The 15,032-nt window shown below is 57.5% G+C and carries 16 protein-coding genes and 1 pseudogene; 12 read left to right on the top strand and 5 right to left on the bottom strand.

The window, feature by feature from the left end; all coding sequences use genetic code 11:
* Window positions 1-155: 155 nt before the first annotated feature.
* Window positions 156-743: a LysE family translocator gene (locus tag ACA064_RS12890; protein ID WP_497673686.1), complete on the bottom strand. Its 588-nt coding sequence runs from the start codon at window positions 741-743 to the stop codon at window positions 156-158.
* A 230-nt stretch (window positions 744-973) separates the two neighbouring features.
* Between ACA064_RS12890 and ACA064_RS12885 the strand changes: the two genes are divergently transcribed.
* Both ACA064_RS12885 and ACA064_RS12880 read left to right on the top strand, forming a co-directional pair.
* The gene (locus tag ACA064_RS12885; RefSeq protein ID WP_497673685.1) at window positions 974-1,258 is read left to right on the top strand and encodes a hypothetical protein; all 285 of its coding nucleotides are present in this window, start codon (window positions 974-976) and stop codon (window positions 1,256-1,258) included.
* 135 nt (window positions 1,259-1,393) lie between these two features.
* Window positions 1,394-1,810 (top strand): TIGR03067 domain-containing protein, encoded by a 417-nt coding sequence (locus ACA064_RS12880; protein ID WP_497673684.1) that lies wholly within the window; start codon window positions 1,394-1,396, stop codon window positions 1,808-1,810.
* 35 nt (window positions 1,811-1,845) lie between these two features.
* Here ACA064_RS12880 and ACA064_RS12875 read toward each other — a convergent pair whose 3' ends face one another.
* The gene (locus ACA064_RS12875; protein ID WP_497673683.1) at window positions 1,846-2,616 is read right to left on the bottom strand and encodes a phytanoyl-CoA dioxygenase family protein; all 771 of its coding nucleotides are present in this window, start codon (window positions 2,614-2,616) and stop codon (window positions 1,846-1,848) included.
* 159 nt (window positions 2,617-2,775) lie between these two features.
* Between ACA064_RS12875 and ACA064_RS12870 the strand changes: the two genes are divergently transcribed.
* From ACA064_RS12870 to ACA064_RS12860, 3 genes and pseudogenes are all read left to right on the top strand, one after another.
* Window positions 2,776-2,982, top strand: coding sequence for a DUF1059 domain-containing protein (locus ACA064_RS12870; protein ID WP_497673682.1), 207 nt, complete (start codon window positions 2,776-2,778; stop codon window positions 2,980-2,982).
* 169 nt (window positions 2,983-3,151) lie between these two features.
* A pseudogene (locus ACA064_RS12865) lies at window positions 3,152-3,529 on the top strand (LysE family translocator); the annotation flags it as partial.
* A 423-nt stretch (window positions 3,530-3,952) separates the two neighbouring features.
* Window positions 3,953-5,428, top strand: coding sequence for a sensor domain-containing diguanylate cyclase (locus ACA064_RS12860; protein ID WP_497673681.1), 1,476 nt, complete (start codon window positions 3,953-3,955; stop codon window positions 5,426-5,428).
* Between the two features lie 1,136 nt (window positions 5,429-6,564).
* Here the strand turns inward: ACA064_RS12860 and ACA064_RS12855 are convergent.
* Window positions 6,565-7,251 (bottom strand): GNAT family N-acetyltransferase, encoded by a 687-nt coding sequence (locus ACA064_RS12855; RefSeq protein ID WP_497673680.1) that lies wholly within the window; start codon window positions 7,249-7,251, stop codon window positions 6,565-6,567.
* Window positions 7,252-8,360: 1,109 nt separating this feature from the next.
* On the opposite strand from ACA064_RS12855, the gene ACA064_RS12850 reads away from it, so the two are divergent.
* From ACA064_RS12850 to ACA064_RS12825, 6 genes are all read left to right on the top strand, one after another.
* Window positions 8,361-9,017, top strand: coding sequence for a hypothetical protein (locus ACA064_RS12850; RefSeq protein WP_497673679.1), 657 nt, complete (start codon window positions 8,361-8,363; stop codon window positions 9,015-9,017).
* Entirely contained in the window at window positions 8,974-9,378 is a 405-nt protein-coding gene (locus tag ACA064_RS12845) for a LysE family translocator (protein ID WP_497673678.1), read from the top strand. The genes ACA064_RS12850 and ACA064_RS12845 overlap by 44 nt, the downstream gene beginning before the upstream one ends.
* An 84-nt stretch (window positions 9,379-9,462) precedes the next feature.
* On the top strand, window positions 9,463-10,545 hold the full coding sequence (locus ACA064_RS12840) for a bifunctional transcriptional activator/DNA repair enzyme AdaA (RefSeq protein ID WP_497674238.1): 1,083 nt from the start codon (window positions 9,463-9,465) through the stop codon (window positions 10,543-10,545).
* A 43-nt stretch (window positions 10,546-10,588) separates the two neighbouring features.
* Window positions 10,589-11,401: an isocitrate lyase/PEP mutase family protein gene (locus tag ACA064_RS12835; RefSeq protein ID WP_497673677.1), complete on the top strand. Its 813-nt coding sequence runs from the start codon at window positions 10,589-10,591 to the stop codon at window positions 11,399-11,401.
* Window positions 11,402-11,405: 4 nt separating this feature from the next.
* Window positions 11,406-12,023: a DNA-3-methyladenine glycosylase family protein gene (locus ACA064_RS12830; protein WP_497673676.1), complete on the top strand. Its 618-nt coding sequence runs from the start codon at window positions 11,406-11,408 to the stop codon at window positions 12,021-12,023.
* 88 nt (window positions 12,024-12,111) lie between these two features.
* Window positions 12,112-12,600: a GFA family protein gene (locus tag ACA064_RS12825; RefSeq protein ID WP_497673675.1), complete on the top strand. Its 489-nt coding sequence runs from the start codon at window positions 12,112-12,114 to the stop codon at window positions 12,598-12,600.
* 43 nt (window positions 12,601-12,643) lie between these two features.
* On the opposite strand, the gene ACA064_RS12820 is transcribed toward ACA064_RS12825, so the two are convergent.
* Window positions 12,644-13,273, bottom strand: a complete 630-nt coding sequence (locus tag ACA064_RS12820; protein WP_497673674.1) for a MiaE family protein — start codon at window positions 13,271-13,273, stop codon at window positions 12,644-12,646.
* A 226-nt stretch (window positions 13,274-13,499) separates the two neighbouring features.
* Here ACA064_RS12820 and uspL point away from each other — a divergent pair, with 226 nt between their 5' ends.
* Complete coding sequence (gene uspL / locus ACA064_RS12815; RefSeq protein WP_497673673.1) at window positions 13,500-14,363, top strand: universal stress protein UspL; 864 nt, start codon at window positions 13,500-13,502, stop codon at window positions 14,361-14,363.
* A 103-nt stretch (window positions 14,364-14,466) separates the two neighbouring features.
* On the opposite strand, the gene ACA064_RS12810 is transcribed toward uspL, so the two are convergent.
* Window positions 14,467-14,940 carry a DUF1289 domain-containing protein gene (locus ACA064_RS12810; protein ID WP_497673672.1) on the bottom strand — a complete coding sequence of 158 codons (474 nt, stop codon included), beginning with the start codon at window positions 14,938-14,940 and terminating at the stop codon, window positions 14,467-14,469.
* Between the last annotated feature and the right edge of the window lie 92 nt (window positions 14,941-15,032).

Here is a 15,032-nt window from a genome sequence, read left to right as displayed (position 1 = left end):
CTCGGCTGCGAAGCAGTCGTAAACCGGCTTATGCGTATTAGCTGAAGAATTACGGTGGCCGGTTTTGGGGCCGCTGCGCGACCCAGCGGGAGCAAGCTCCCTCGCCACATGGGGGCAGCGTGCAACTTGGTTACCTTGCGCAGAACTCTCTGCGTCTACGGCAACACCAAATAAACCGCACTCGCCGCCAGCAACAACGCCATCAACCGATTGAACAACCGCATCCCCTTCGGATTGCTTAAATAGTGCCGCAGAAAAGTCCCGGCATACGCCCAGCACCCCACCGACACGTAGCAAACCACCAGATACACAGCGGCAAATTTCCAGACCAGCGACGCCTCGCCATTCGCCGCGAACGCCCCCATCCCCGCCACGCAGGCCAGCCAGGCTTTCGGGTTGAGCCATTGCATGAGCGCACCATAGAACATCGACGGCGCCCTGCCCGTGCCGTCCGTGTTCAGTTGACCATCGTCGACGGCCAGTTTGAAGGCCATGAACAACAGAAACGCCACCCCGGAAAGTTGCACCACACGGGTCAGCGACGGCCAGAGCAGCAGCACTTCATGCAGGCCCAGGCCCATCAGTACCAACAACAGGACGAACCCGAGGGTCGCGCCGGCCACATGCCGCAGGCTGGCGCGAAAGCCGAATTGCGCGCCCGAACTCAAGGCGACGATATTGACCGGTCCAGGGGTAATCGAGGACGCCAGCGCAAACGCGGCCATGGAAACAATCAAGCTCATTGCACACCTTCTTCAGATCAGTGGAGGATTATTCCAGAGCTCAAGTTAAAAGAGCGCTGCACCACCTGTATTGAAGAAAATACCCCTCGGAGCCTGGCGCCGAACGTGCTCCCTACGCTGATGTCTAAACATTGAACGGGATCGCGACCAATCAAGGGCATTCGGCCCTCTTCAATCGTTAACCAGGCTGCGAATCCCGGCATCGCACTCACTGCGAAGGAGATTCAAAGATGGTTACCCACTACAGGACCGCCGGGCATCTGGCCTGCGGTCACCATGGCGACAACCTCAGTTCCACCACTGAATTTGCGCGGGTCAAATGCCGCAGCTGCCGCAACACCGACGCCTTCAAGGATGCTCGAAAAGACAGCCGCAACGCCGCGCGCAGGGCCGCACGCAAAGCCAAGGTCCCTCACGCGGCGGTTGACTGGCGCGTATCCTGGATACAAAGACTCACCGATATGCCAGGTCAGCAACGCCTGCCTAGAGGCTTCAGTGGTCAACCTTACGTCTAGCGTCCATACACACATTCACCGGCGCGATGAGCGCTGCCCGCCGAGACGGGTAGCCATCGTCGGTGCCGGTAAGGTATTTTCCGACCCTGACGACGGCCTGTATTGCAGCGCGTCACGTCAATAAAGGGAATTAGTATGTCCGGTTTTCCGAGCTGTCAGGACGACACCCGCAACGAAATCGACCTGCAAGCGCTACAAGGCCCCTGGGAGCAAATCGCCCTGGAGGACAGCGGCGTCTTGAATCCGTCGGATGAACATGGCGCACCTGGCGCGCTGACCACCATAACGGGCAACCAATTCTCCGTGATCACCCCGGAAGGGACTGTGCTGCTGGCCGGCAGCTTTACCCTCGATGCGTCCACTACGCCAAAATCCATTACCTGGATCGATTCGATGGGTGCGGACCAAGGAAAACAACTGCCCGCCAGCTACACCCTCGAAGGTGATCATTTCGTCTTCATTGCCGGCGATGAAGGGTGCGACAGACCAACAGAGTTCCGCACCAGACAGGGCGAAACCATGCGTACGTTCATTCGCAAGCGAGCTTCCTGAGCCCTACCCGAAATCGGTATTGCCTGTCCGGCAGTTCAATCGTATTCAGCCTCCAAATGGTCACCCAGCAGCCGCAATTGACGCGGTGTGGCGGCGGCCAGCACATCAGGATTGAAGTGCCAGTGCAGGTACGGCGCGAATTTCTGCGCGACCATTCGCCGGCCGTAGTGCATCTGCAACAGATAGCGGGTGCTGTCCGGGGTCCGGTTGCTGCTGCCGGCGTGCCATAGCTCGCTGCGAAACATCAGAGCATCGCCGGCCCGACACAATACCGGTTGCGCAACGTGGCCCTGCCACTGAGTTTCGCCTTTGCCTGGCGCGCGTCCGGCCCGATGGCTGCCGGGGATCACGCGGGTGGGACACAGATCGGCGTCGATATCATCCAGGTAGAGGTGAAGGGTGCAGATCTGCATCGGCAATAGAAAGCGGGGATCGGCCAGCAGGCCGGATGGCAGCTCCATCACCAGATAATCCAGGTGCAGTGCCAGGCCGGTGAAGCCGGGATGGCAACGCCAGGCTGTCTGACCAATCAGATGGCAATCGTCGCCGAGGGCCGCTTCGGCCAACTCGATGATTCCCGGCAGGTCGAGAAACGGCAACCACAGCGGGTCGCGATTGAACACGCAAGCGTAATGATCGAGCAGCCCGCTGTAGTCCCAGTGCTGTGGTTTGAGGCGGTCAATGGCATTGCGCAGGTTCTCAATCTGCACCCCATTCAGCACCCTGGGTAACAGAACAAAACCGTCCCGGTGCAAGGCCCGCAGACGCCTGCTGGTCAGGCGTGGCGAAACTTCAGTGGTGGCCATGGCAGGCACCCCGGCAAGCGCGATTCACTGCAGGCATCCTTGCACGGCGCGGGTTATCGCGCCAAGTACCCTCGGGTCGGCTCGAATCAGCCAGTTTGTCCCAGGGGATATACTTCAAGTATCGATACTCACTTGATGCCCCACGCCGAGGAGAACAGCATGACCCGCAAATACATCGATTGCCGCGAATGTCCGAGCGATATCAATTGCTCGGTCGCACTCTCGGCAGACTCCGAAAACGAACTGCTCGAGGCAGCCGTACAACATGCAGTGGCTGCCCATAAGCATAGCGATTCGCCGGAACTGCGCGCCCAGCTCAAGCAGCTGTTTCACGACGGTACGCCGCCTGTCGAAGCACCTCGTTAACAGCACTTCACCAAAAACCTGGTAGCGTTTCGGCGCAATCGCGCGCCGAAACCAGCAGGCTGATTTTTTTCATCGACATTGAATACACTCTCTTGGCCTGCCGACTGAAGTCCACGGCCATGGCAAAAACCACCAGGCACCTGCAATAACCTCCCCCATGGAGCTCCTCGTGGATCTCACGACCCTCACACTGTTTCTCCCGGCCTGCTTCGCACTGAACATGGCCCCCGGTCCGAACAACCTGCTGTCGGTCAGCAACTCGACTCGCTACGGCTACCGCACCTCCTGCGTCGCAGGGATTGGCCGGTTATTGGCCTTCGCCGGGATGATCGCCCTCGCCTCGGCCGGCCTGGCGGTGGTGCTGCAGACCTCGGAGCTGCTGTTCTACGGGATCAAGATCCTCGGCGCGGCCTACCTGTTTTACCTGGCCTGGCAACTGTGGCGAGCGAACCCCGAAGCCGAGCAAGCAGCGGCGACTGCGCCGGTCGGGGTACTGGCCCTGGCCCGCCAGGAGTTTCTGGTGGGGGCCGGCAATCCTAACGATGTTCAATCTAAATTCCACTGACGAGCTGCTTTCGGCCATCATAAGGGGACATAAAGTGCCGCCCCCTCCTGAATCACGCCAGAGCAAGCCCGGCTCGTATCTCTACATTTCTCTACATTTTTCATAGTTGATATGGAGATCAAGCTCGGTAGACTGGCAGATTAAACGCCAAACGCGCTTGCTCCCAAGCAGCGAAAGCGTTTCGACGATGTTCGAGGCATGACTGGAGACGCCTTGAGGATGCATGGAAGCTAATGAGCTTTAGCCAACTGGCTGCTGCTCCATCGAAATCGTTTGCAATCCCCTCGCCCATCCGGACTCCGTAAAATGCCTACCCGGCCGAAGTGTAAACTCAACCTTCGCATCCTGATTCTAATCTTTGTACTGCTCTCTGCAATCGCAACCCTAGCCAACAGTTTCTGGGTCATGTTCAAGATTCAGAAGCAGGAATTGATTGAGAATGCGCTGGAAGTCAACAAAGCCTATGCCTCTCGGATCGCGACGGGTGTAGAGCAGGTACTGAACTCCGACCGCGACAAATTGAAGTATGGCTCAGCCATGATTGGCAAGGCCTTTAACGACCAGCAACACCTGGCAGAAGAAGCCCAGCGATTGCTTGAGCAGGACACTAGTTTCAACTCCGTGCTTATCACCAACTCTGCCGGAACCATCATTGCGTCAGCCCCCGAAAGCCTCCACCTCAATGGCCAGACTCTGCAAGACAAGGAACCACTCAAGCTCCGCACGCCGGCAATCAGCAACGCTTTCAAGTCCATCGTCGGCAATCTGGTGATCTTCATATCCCAGCCCGTGTTCAACGCGAAAGGGGAGTACCTGGGCCTTGTAGGGGGCAGCATTCGACTTGAACAGAGGAATACACTTCAAGCGCTAATGGACATAAATGTCCGCCAGGATGGGGCCCATGTCTATCTAATCGACAGCACCCGTCGGGTACTCTATCACCCCTATCCCGAGCGAATTGGGAACATCGCTGGACAGGATCTGATCGCCGATGCAGCCTTGAGCCAAGACGCCGGCACCTTGCAGGCGATGGATGCCAATGGCGTGGAAATGCTCGCGGGCTTCGCCAAAGTTCCCAGCAGCCGTTGGGGAGTCATCTCGCAGCAGCCGCTCGGAAACATACAAGCCATGCTGCAAGAGACGATGTCCAAAGTCGCTAAGGGCATAATCCCACTTGCGCTGTTCGGACTCGTTTTGATTTGGTGGTTGGGAGCGAAGATCTCCGCTCCGCTGTCCAGGCTCGCAGATAGCGCCAAACGACTGGACACCCCTGAAAGCTACGAGCGCATTAGCGCGATTCCGACGCACTTTTTCGAAAGCTGGCAGATTCGCAGAGCACTGCTGCAAGGTACCACCCTGCTACAGGAAAAGATCGGCAGGCTAAACCAGCAAGCGCAAAGTGATGCGCTGACAGGACTGGCCAACCGTCGAGCGATGCAGGACACCCTGTCGCTCTGGCAGGATGCTGACAAGGCATTCGCCGTCGTTTCCATGGACATCGACCACTTCAAACGGGTGAACGATACCTTCGGCCATGGCGTGGGTGATGAAACGCTGAGGGCTATCGCGGACCTGATGAAGCAGAACTCGCGGTCCAACGACCTGCCATGCAGGGTCGGTGGAGAGGAGTTCGTATTGCTGTTGCCGAATAGTTCGCTTCGGGCTGCAACTGATGTCGCCGAACGACTGCGGGTTTCGATCGAAGCTGCGAACATCGATACCGTCGGACACATCACGGTTTCGCTTGGAGTAGCTCTATGGCGTCCGGGTGGCGATTCGGTATCAGCTGTGCTCGAGAAGGCTGACCAGCTGTTGTATCAGGCCAAGCAGAACGGTCGTAATCGTGTCATGGCGGAAGAGTCCTCATTGGTAACTAGCTAAATCCGACCATGTTCAGCAATCGATTTCAAAATTGTTGAGCGAGCTTCACCCATTTACAAAGCTCATATACCGACTGTCCGCTTGAGTCGAAAGCGGCCACCCAGCTGGTGGTGAAATCAAGCTAGGCTCCAGCAAGCCTAGTGATGCCCAATATAAACTGCTTTGATAAGCAGGTTTCGGCCGATTGTGTTGAAAAAGTCGATCCGCCCAAACTGTCCGCATATTGACCGGTGAAATCGTATTTTTTTCACCCTGCTACGTGAAATCTGAGGCCGGAAGCCTCTGCCCAAAGTAAGGATTTCAATCTCAGACGCGTACTTTTCTGCCGTGGAAACCATTGCCGACTTTTTCAACAGAATCGGCCAACAGCGGACATCCAACCTCTACCACTGAACGTCATTAAATCAACTGGAGCCACACCTTGTGCTTATCGAAACTGCCCTGGTTGCGAACAATGACTCTCGCCGAGAATCCGTGTCGTTCATTATCCCTGATGAGGAGTGGGCGCTCCTTATCCAGCTCCATCATCACGTTAATGGTCTTCGAGCGACACGCTTCGTACGAGAAGGGCATGGAGGTAGTATCGGCTTCAAGTGGAAAAGGGGTGAAGCCTAGCTCTCTTTGCGCTCGTGGATATGGTGCAGTCGGTCCTTGGTACAGGGGATCTTGTCGAGACACTACAACGTTGCTCTGAAGGCACAATGCCTGAGATCCGCTGTCCTCCAGAGTACTTCGACGAAATCGCATAACAAGCGTTCAGCAGTCCTCTTGTGAATTATAGATATGACGACCCACTTGATCATCTCGCAGCACGCCACCAAGGGGGAGAAGGTCTAACATGGGTCGATTGCGGCCCTTCTCCGGGAGCCCATTGCAGGTGCAATATTGCGTTCAGTCCAGGCAAGCCTAACGATTGCCAATATGAATTTTTTCGATAGACCGCCTTCGGCCAGTAAAAGCAAAAATCCCGGGCTAGCGCCCCAACTCTTATAGGGTGATGTGCCCAATCGAGGCGAGCTGATCGAGCTAGGACAGGGTGACGAGCTGTATGGTTTGGATTATGTTCGGTCGGCAGGACGCCGGGGAGATGCGCACCGAAAATCTAAACCCCGGAGGTATTCCTGCGGGGTTTGATCTCACGCTGCTGCAGTTACAGTGGGGCGCCCTGGTTTGCGCAGAAGGTCGAGTCGCGAACCGTTGTAGTGGGTTTCGCGGAAGAAACGCCAGCGCCCAAACAGGCCATAGACATGCATGACCCGACCCTGCTCCTGATACCCCATGCGGATGTGCAATTTGAGCGCCGGGATGTTGTGCGTCTCGCAGACGTCCACCACCTTGTTGCAGCCTTGCGCTTGCATGGCCTGCCATAGGCTGAGTTGGGCATCGACTGAAATAGCGGTGCCGAAATAAGGTCGCGTCATCTCGCCACCGAACTCGAAGAACTCGCCTTCCTTGACCGGGAACCAGCAGCCGTAATAGTGACGATCATGGTAGTTGCGTTTGCTGCCCCAAATGAAGCCCACGGCATCGCCCTTGTCGTCCAGGTACATATGTCCGGTATGCCCCTCGGCGGCCAGTTCACGCATGGTTTCCACGCGGTCGCCAAAGTGCTTGGCGAACGCATCGGCGTTCTGTGTATCGATGTCGACCAGGCGTAACCCCGAATAGGGTCTGAGTTTGTAGGGCGGTACCGGGGTGACCAAGTCGCGCTCCATCCACAGTAGCTCCCAGTGGAAAAATACATAACGCTCCGACAACGTCTTTAACGTGCGGCGCAGACCTTTTTGTTTGATTCGTTCTTGAAGCTGCTGCAATGCATTCATGATGCCTCCTGAAGGATGGGCTGTATGAAATGGCAGTGATGGTGGAAACTGCGCACGCGGCTGCGCAACAGTTCTGGGTATCAAGACGGCTAACAGACTGAAACCCAGAAACTTTACAAGACAGTACAGCGATCCAGTTTTGGCTGTCGGTACCGACTTGTTTCAGTACTGCCAGTATCAGTACGACTGATATGGCGGTTGTGTTCGCCTACAAAATGGCGAACCTCGTGACCAGAGACATATCTGACTAGGTTGAGACTCTTGAAGTGGGTATAGATCAGAGCATCCATCTCGTATCAAAAGGCCAGCTAAGGATTTGTTTCAAAACTATTCGGCATCGAATCTCAACGAACCTACGCCGAGCCGATCTGCGTTTCCACCGTTGATCGAACGCGATCTTGTTTACGCGTCGCCGGCCCTAGCCCAGGGCAAAGTTAGGACCATGGCTAAGCCGTTCTCTCTCAGGGCGGTCAGCACCAACAGCCAGAATGACGGGTCTTTTTCTGGCATGTGTGGCATCTCGGGTTCCTCCAGTCCGCTTTTTTGCGGTTTGGTGTCACGGTGCTTTCGTTTGACGGCTCGCCGCCGATATGGAGATCCATGAAATGGTTACTCGTCTTCAAGAAACCAATCGCTTCGAAGCAGTAGGTAGGTCCGGACGGAAATACACGATTATTGAATCAACGAGTCAGACATCACCGATTGCCAATATAATTTTTCCAAATAGACCGCTTTCGACCCGGCACAACCCGTCGCTATGCCCACGAAACAAAAGGCGATGCCGCCATCAAGCGTTTTCCATAGACGGCAAAAGTAGCAGTTAGCTACCATAGTGAAATCACCCCGGATCGCCACTTCTTCGATCGTACGACCAAGCACGCTCATCTTCCCAAACTAGCGGCTGAGAGATTGGGGCGCTCTCTACTGATCTGAAAATAGCCGGCCGCCCAGACCTAGCGCATTCTCTTGCCGAAAGCGCGATAATATACTGCAAGAAAATCCCGGAAACATTTGCCCGCAAAGGTGCTGGGGAAATAGAGAGAGATAGCCTGATTCGTAACCTCGAAACGTTCCTGGGTGCGTTGGGGATCGATAGCAAGGCCAACCGATTGAAGAGCAGCTGGGGGCTGATCCACAGTCGCTTCTTCGTACATCTGGGCGCGATCGCCGCAGTGGCTGGAGGCGTTGCCATTGCGATCATCAATTCACCCGAATCGCATTATTCCCCCCCACGTGGACCGACGCCCTACTCCAATCAATCTTCGGCGCCGTCCACCAACGGCCTTAGTGCGACTGGGCAACCCACAGTGGCCAACGCCAATCCCCAGAAAGCCACATCGAAGAAAGCAGCTTACGTACGCCTAAAAACTGCCCCGAATGGACGTCCATGGCCGGTAACTGCGGGTTACCTGGCCGGCGAACCCCAGACACACACAGCTGGTCATTCAAAGGTGACAATCGACAATGGGCAAAACAACTCAGACGTACAACTAAAGCTCGTTGCGTTGGAGGGCAAGGTCGCCAGACCGGCAAGACAAATTTTCATCCCTGCCCACAGTCGGTTCACTATCAAGAATCTCACCGCCGGCAACTATGACGTACGGTACCGGGATCTGAATTCCGGCAACCTCTCTCGCTCGGAATCAATGAGGCTAACCGAAACCACCACGTCCAAAGGCACCGAATACAGCGTCATCACGCTCACGCTATACAAAGTAGTAAATGGCAACGCTGCGACCTACGGGTTTTCAGAGGACGAGTTTTAGCCAAGCAGGAGCTAGGAAAAGCACTATGGGTTGTAGATCTGACCCGCCGGTTTGGGTCGATAGCTGCAACCAGTGCCTTCGCAAAATCAAGGTCAGCCCCAGCAATCCGAAAGCCATTTTGATTTTCACCGCGTTCCTGCCGCAGTTCGTCGACTCGACACAAGCGGTCGCTCCACAGTTCGCGGTACTCGGCGTGTTATTCCTGGGGCAGGAATGGATCGCCATCAGCGCCTACGCCTATATGGGCCTGCACATGCGCCGCTGGTTCGCCGAGCCACGGGGCAAGCGGATATTCAACCGTTGCTGCGCGGGGTTGTTGTCGGCCGCGGCTTCGGTGTTGTTGATGGCGCGCCGCGCCTGAGGGAACAAACCTCACGGCGAATGATTGGAATTCTCTGTCGATTTTCCGGTGGAGGCGCTGGGCGACGCGCCTTATGCTCAGTTCATGAACCTACAAAACGCTTTGCTACCGCCCCACTCCGAGATGGTTCGCGCCATGCTCGAGCGAGACACCGCCTACGAGGGGGTGTTCTTTACCGCGGTCAAAACCACCGGCATCTTCTGCCGCCCCAGTTGTACGGCACGCAAACCCAAACCGGAGAACGTCGAGTTCTTCGCGCATGCCGATGAGTGCATGTCCGCGGGCTACCGCGCCTGCCTGCGTTGCAAGCCGCTGGACGCGGCGGCCATCGCGCCGGACTGGGTGCAGCGGCTGCTCAAGTCGGTGGACGCCGACCCGGATCTGCGCTGGACCGATGCCCAGTTGCTGGCCGAGGGCATCGAGCCGCTGAAACTGCGGCGCTGGTTCAAGCAGCATTTCGGCATGACCTTCCACGCCTGGCTGCGCACCCGGCGCCTCGGCATGGCGTTGGGCGGGATCAAACAGGGTGAGTCGATTGACAACGCGGCGTTCGACTCGGGTTACGAATCCCTGAGCGGATTTCGCGATGCATTTCAAAAGTCCTTCAACATCACGCCGGGCCGCGCAGCCAGCAGCGAGCCGCTGCTGTTCACTCGGTTGACCACGCCGCTGGGGCCGATGATCGCCATGGCTGAACACCGCGGGTTGGTGCTGCTGGAGTTTCTTGATCGACCGGCATTGACCAGGGAAGTCGAAGAACTCCAGAATCGTTATGGCTATGCGGTAGCGCCGGGGCACAACGGGCATCTGCAGCAGATTGAAGCCGAGCTGACGCAGTATTTCGCCGGCAAACTCACCGATTTCAGTGTTCCACTACACTTGCCCGGCAGCGATTTCACCCGGCAGGTCTGGGCCGAACTGGCGAAGATCCCTTACGGCCAGACCAGCACCTACGGCGCCATTGCCGCAAAACTGGGCAAGCCCGGCGCCAGTCGCGCAGTGGGCCTGGCCAACGGGCATAACCGTCTTTCGATTGTCCTGCCCTGTCACCGGGTGATCGGTGCAGACGGTTCGCTGACCGGCTATGGTGGAGGACAACCGCGCAAGGCGTTTCTGCTCAGGCTGGAAAAAGCCGCCGTGCAGGTCACCCAACAACTCACATTCTGATCACTGCACGTTCTTTTCAAAAAGTCATAAGGAAGGACATTCGATGGACACACTCGACCACCAACTTCACCAACTGCACCAGGACGGCTTGCTGATCCTCACCAACGTCGCCGATGCCGCCGGAGCGCGACTGGTTGAGCAACTGGGCAGCAAAGCCGTTGCTACCAGCAGCGCGGCAGTGGCCTGGGTTCATGGTTATCAGGATGGCAACACCCTGCCCCTTGAACGTCTGGTAGCGACGGTCGAGTCCCTCGCACGGGTGATCTCGGTGCCGTTGAGCGTGGACATCGAGGCTGGCTATTCCAATGACCTGGCGCGGGTTGCCGAAGTCATTGATGCCGTGATCGTTGCCGGGGCTGTCGGGATCAATATCGAAGACGGCGCGTCTGCGCCCGAGCTGTTGGCGAGCAAGATCGAAATCGCTCGTCAGGTTGCCAATCGCCGCAATGTGAAGCTGTTCATTAACGCTCGAACCGATGTGTACCTCAAGGGTCTGGTTCCTGCCGAAGATCGCGTGGCAGAGACGCTCAAGCGCGCCGCGCTGTATCAGGCGGCCGGTGCCGATGGGCTGTTTGCTGCCGGGGTCACCGCGGAGTATGAGATCGCTGCGCTGTGCCATGGCACCACGCTTGCGGTAAACGTACTCGGGTTACCGGGGCTGCCATCGCCTGAAGAGCTGAAAGCACTCGGCGTGCGCCGTTTGAGCGCAGGTTCTGGCATCGCCGAATTCCTTTACGGCGCGATGGCGTCCCTGGCCAAAAGCTTTCTGGAAACCGGCAAGCTCGACAGCAGCAACCTCAAAGCCTTCACCTACGGGGAAGTGAACGCCCTGCTGGCGCCGACCGGGAAAGTTTGACCGCATGCCCGACACCTATCTGCCAGCCACTGCGTTTCTATCGTCCATCGACGAAGACTGGGCGCGCCATATCGCCGCTATCGGCCCCTGCCTGCATCAGCCTCATGCGGCTCGCGATCCATATGAGTCGCTGGTGCGGGCGATTGCTTACCAGCAACTGCACGCAAAGGCCGGGGATGCAATTGTCGGTCGGCTGCTGGCGTTGTTTCCTTCGAGTACGTTCCCAAGGCCTGAACAGATTCTGGCGACGGACTTTGATCAGATGCGCAGTTGCGGATTTTCGGCCAGCAAGATCGCGACCATTCAGGGCATTGCCCAAGCGGCGATGGATGGCGTGGTGCCGGATTACGCTACGGCGATAGCGATGGATGATGAGGCGTTGATCGAACGCTTGATCACCCTGCGCGGTGTTGGACGCTGGACGGTTGAGATGCTGCTGATTTATAGCCTGGAGCGGCCGGATATTTTGCCGGCCGATGACTTCGGGGTGCGTGAGGGTTATCGGCGACTCAAGGGGTTGGAGGTACAGCCAAGTCGCAAGCAGATGATTGAGATTGGCTTGGCGTGGCGTCCGTTTCGGACGGTGGCGGCTTGGTATTTGTGGCGGGTGCCTGGCAAGTAGACCGCGTTATCGTTCATCGCGAGCAGGCTCGCTCCCACACTGAAGGTCTAGGCTGTCTGGGTAAGCTCAAACCCCGTCGGAGGTTCCCATGCAGCTCGAAGGTTCCTGTCATTGCGGTGCGGTCAGTTTCAGCCTGAGCAGTGCCCACCCCTACCCTTATCAACGCTGCTATTGCTCGATCTGTCGCAAGACCCAGGGCGGTGGCGGTTATGCGATTAATCTGGGGGGTGATGCCAACAGCCTGAAGGTCCGCGGCCGCAAGCAGATCGCGATCTATCACGCGCGGCTCAAGGATGAGGGCGACAGTCGCGCCCACCGCAGCACGGCCGAGCGGCATTTCTGCAAGCTGTGCGGCAGTGCGCTCTGGCTGTTCAGCCCCGAATGGCCGGAGCTGATCCATCCGTTCGCCTCGGCCATCGACACGCCGCTGCCGGTGCCGCCGGAATACACCCATCTGATGCTCGGTTCGAAAGCCGCCTGGGTTGAGGTCGAGGCGCACCCCGGCGACCAGCAGTTCGAAGTCTACCCCGAAGAATCCATTGCCCAGTGGCACGAGCGGCTCGGTTTGAGCCGATAAGCAATCGGGAGCAAGATCAAAAGATCGCAGCCTGCGGCAGCTCCTACGGGCGCACCTCAATTCCTGCAGGAAACGAGGGCACGCCGCTGTGGAACCGGAACTCGACGTCCGGCGACTCGATCAGTTCCTGCTCGGCCGTCCTGACCCTGTCGATCACCTGGGCGATATCCTTGGCGTCGCCGTATTGGTAAGCCAGCTTCAGGTAGCCCTGGAAGTGCCGGGCCTCGCTTTTCAGCAGGCCGAAGTAGAACTTGCCCAACTCTTCATCCAGATGTGGCACCAGCGCTTCGAAGCGTTCGCAGCTTCGCGCCTCGATAAAGGCCCCGACCACCAGGGTATCCACCAGTTTCACCGGTTCGTGGTTGCGCACCACCTTGCGCAGCCCCGAGGCATAACGCCCGGCAGACAGCTGGCGCAGCTCGATCTTGCGCTTTTTCATCAAGCGCATGACCTGTTCATGGTGGACCAGTTCTTCCCGGGCCAGGCGTGACATCAGGTTGATCAGGTCAACGTGGGAGTGATACTTGGCGATCAGGCTGAGGGCGGTGCTGGCGGCCTTGAACTCGCAGTTCTTGTGGTCGATCAGCAAGGTCTCCTGATCCGCCAACGCGGCCTGGATCCAGCCATCGGGGGTGCGGCACCCAAGAAACTCATGAATTTCCGGAAGAATCATTGGCACACTTCCGCAAGTTCAGGAGCGTGGCAAGGCAGGACGGCAGCGACTTCAGCGATCAGTAACATGAGGCTCACGAGAGAAAGGTTCACAGCGAAGGGCGCTGATTATACCGGCCGGGCCGCAGACCACCAGTCGGTCGACTTGACATGCATCAACATCACGCTTGGCGCACAGCAACTATAGTTGTGCAACGCAGCGCCTTTTCACTATGGAGATCCTGATCATGCAAGCCATTCGCAGCATCCTGGTGGTTATTGAGCCCGAGCATTCGGAAAGCCTCGCCCTCAAACGCGCCAAGTTGATCGCCGGGGTCACCCAGGCGCATCTGCATTTGCTGGTGTGCGACAAGAAACATGATCATGCAAGCCTGCTCAGCGTAATCAAGAGCAGCTTGCTGGAGGAAGGCTACAGCGTCACCACCGAACAGGCCTGGAATGAAAGCCTGCACGAAACCATCATCGACGTGCAGCAGGCCGAGGGTTGCGGGCTGGTGATCAAGCAGCATTTCCCCGACAACCCGCTGAAAAAGGCCTTGCTCACTCCGGCCGACTGGAAACTGCTGCGTTATTGCCCGACGCCGGTGTTGCTGGTCAAGACCGCCAAGCCCTGGACCGGCGGGGTCATTCTGGCGGCCATCGACGTCGGCAACACTGATGTCGAACATCGCAACCTGCACGCCAGAATTGTCGATTACGGCTTTGACATCGCCAGCCTGGCCAAGGCGCAGCTGCATGTGATCAGCGCCCATCCATCACCGATGCTGTCGGCCGCCGATCCGGTGTTCCAGCTCAAGGAAACCATCGAAGCCCGCTACCGCGAGCAGTGCAAGGCGTTCCAGGCCGAGTTCGACATCGATGACCTGCACCTGCACGTCGAGGAAGGCCCGGCAGACGTGTTGATTCCCCACATGGCCCATAAACTGCTGGCATCGGTCACCGTCATCGGCACGGTGGCACGCACCGGTTTGTCAGGTGCGTTGATCGGCAATACGGCGGAAGTGGTGCTCGACTCGCTGGAAGGCGATGTGCTGGTGCTCAAGCCGGACGAGATCATCGATCATCTGGAGGAGATTGTTACCAAGCATTGAAAGCCGGAGGATCAAAAGATCGCAGCCTGGCGGCAGCTCCTACAGAAGAATCGGCGTCAACCCGGTCTCTGTAGGAGCTGCCGCAGGCTGCGATCTTTTGCATTCAATCAGGCGCCAAGGCATCCCTGAGAAACCCTGGCGCAATGTAGCGCTGATAATGCGCTTCAGACAGCAGGAAAAATTCCCGATCGATGGCATCGCGCAGCTCCGGCAGGTTCCAGTCGCGAAACTCCGGCAACAGCACCATCCCGTAGGCGTCCAGATTGTTGATGACCCGCGCACCACGGGCGATCAACTGATAAGCCCAGCAATACTCGGACTGATGGGGTACGAAGCGGATTTTTCGCTGTTCCAGCTGCAGACGTAGCCGCCTGGGGTCAAAAATCTCCAGTTTGCCGGCCATCACTTGCACCAACAGTTGCTCAAGACGCAGCCACACCGCTCGTTTTTGTTCCTCGTTGTAGCCGTTCCAGTGAATCACTTCATGGTGGAACCGCTTGCAGCCACGGCACACCAAATCACCGTAAACAGTGGAGCAAAGGCCGACGCAGGGGGTCTTGATGGTCTGATTGGGCATAGGTAAACAAAGCACGGGAAAGCAGAACAGGTGGGCATGTTAGCCCTTTGTCTAACATTGATCACCCCTCAAAGTTCAGGGCCTAACTTACC

Source organism: Pseudomonas sp. LBUM1658 (genome assembly GCF_059716055.1).
Note: the sequence above shows the minus strand (reverse complement) of the source record. Positions and strands in the feature narration are given on the sequence as shown.

Bases quoted from the DNA above. Each gene is read 5' to 3' on its own strand.
- ACA064_RS12890 (WP_497673686.1), bottom strand. From the start codon at position 743: ATGAGCTTGATTGTTTCCATGGCCGCGTTTGCGCTGGCGTCCTCGATT.
- ACA064_RS12885 (WP_497673685.1), top strand. From the start codon at position 974: ATGGTTACCCACTACAGGACCGCCGGGCATCTGGCCTGCGGTCACCAT.
- ACA064_RS12880 (WP_497673684.1), top strand. From the start codon at position 1,394: ATGTCCGGTTTTCCGAGCTGTCAGGACGACACCCGCAACGAAATCGAC.
- ACA064_RS12875 (WP_497673683.1), bottom strand. From the start codon at position 2,616: ATGGCCACCACTGAAGTTTCGCCACGCCTGACCAGCAGGCGTCTGCGG.
- ACA064_RS12870 (WP_497673682.1), top strand. From the start codon at position 2,776: ATGACCCGCAAATACATCGATTGCCGCGAATGTCCGAGCGATATCAAT.
- ACA064_RS12860 (WP_497673681.1), top strand. From the start codon at position 3,953: ATGTTCAAGATTCAGAAGCAGGAATTGATTGAGAATGCGCTGGAAGTC.
- ACA064_RS12855 (WP_497673680.1), bottom strand. From the start codon at position 7,251: ATGAATGCATTGCAGCAGCTTCAAGAACGAATCAAACAAAAAGGTCTG.
- ACA064_RS12845 (WP_497673678.1), top strand. From the start codon at position 8,974: ATGGCAACGCTGCGACCTACGGGTTTTCAGAGGACGAGTTTTAGCCAA.
- ACA064_RS12840 (WP_497674238.1), top strand. From the start codon at position 9,463: ATGAACCTACAAAACGCTTTGCTACCGCCCCACTCCGAGATGGTTCGC.
- ACA064_RS12835 (WP_497673677.1), top strand. From the start codon at position 10,589: ATGGACACACTCGACCACCAACTTCACCAACTGCACCAGGACGGCTTG.
- ACA064_RS12830 (WP_497673676.1), top strand. From the start codon at position 11,406: ATGCCCGACACCTATCTGCCAGCCACTGCGTTTCTATCGTCCATCGAC.
- ACA064_RS12825 (WP_497673675.1), top strand. From the start codon at position 12,112: ATGCAGCTCGAAGGTTCCTGTCATTGCGGTGCGGTCAGTTTCAGCCTG.
- ACA064_RS12820 (WP_497673674.1), bottom strand. From the start codon at position 13,273: ATGATTCTTCCGGAAATTCATGAGTTTCTTGGGTGCCGCACCCCCGAT.
- uspL (WP_497673673.1), top strand. From the start codon at position 13,500: ATGCAAGCCATTCGCAGCATCCTGGTGGTTATTGAGCCCGAGCATTCG.
- ACA064_RS12810 (WP_497673672.1), bottom strand. From the start codon at position 14,940: ATGCCCAATCAGACCATCAAGACCCCCTGCGTCGGCCTTTGCTCCACT.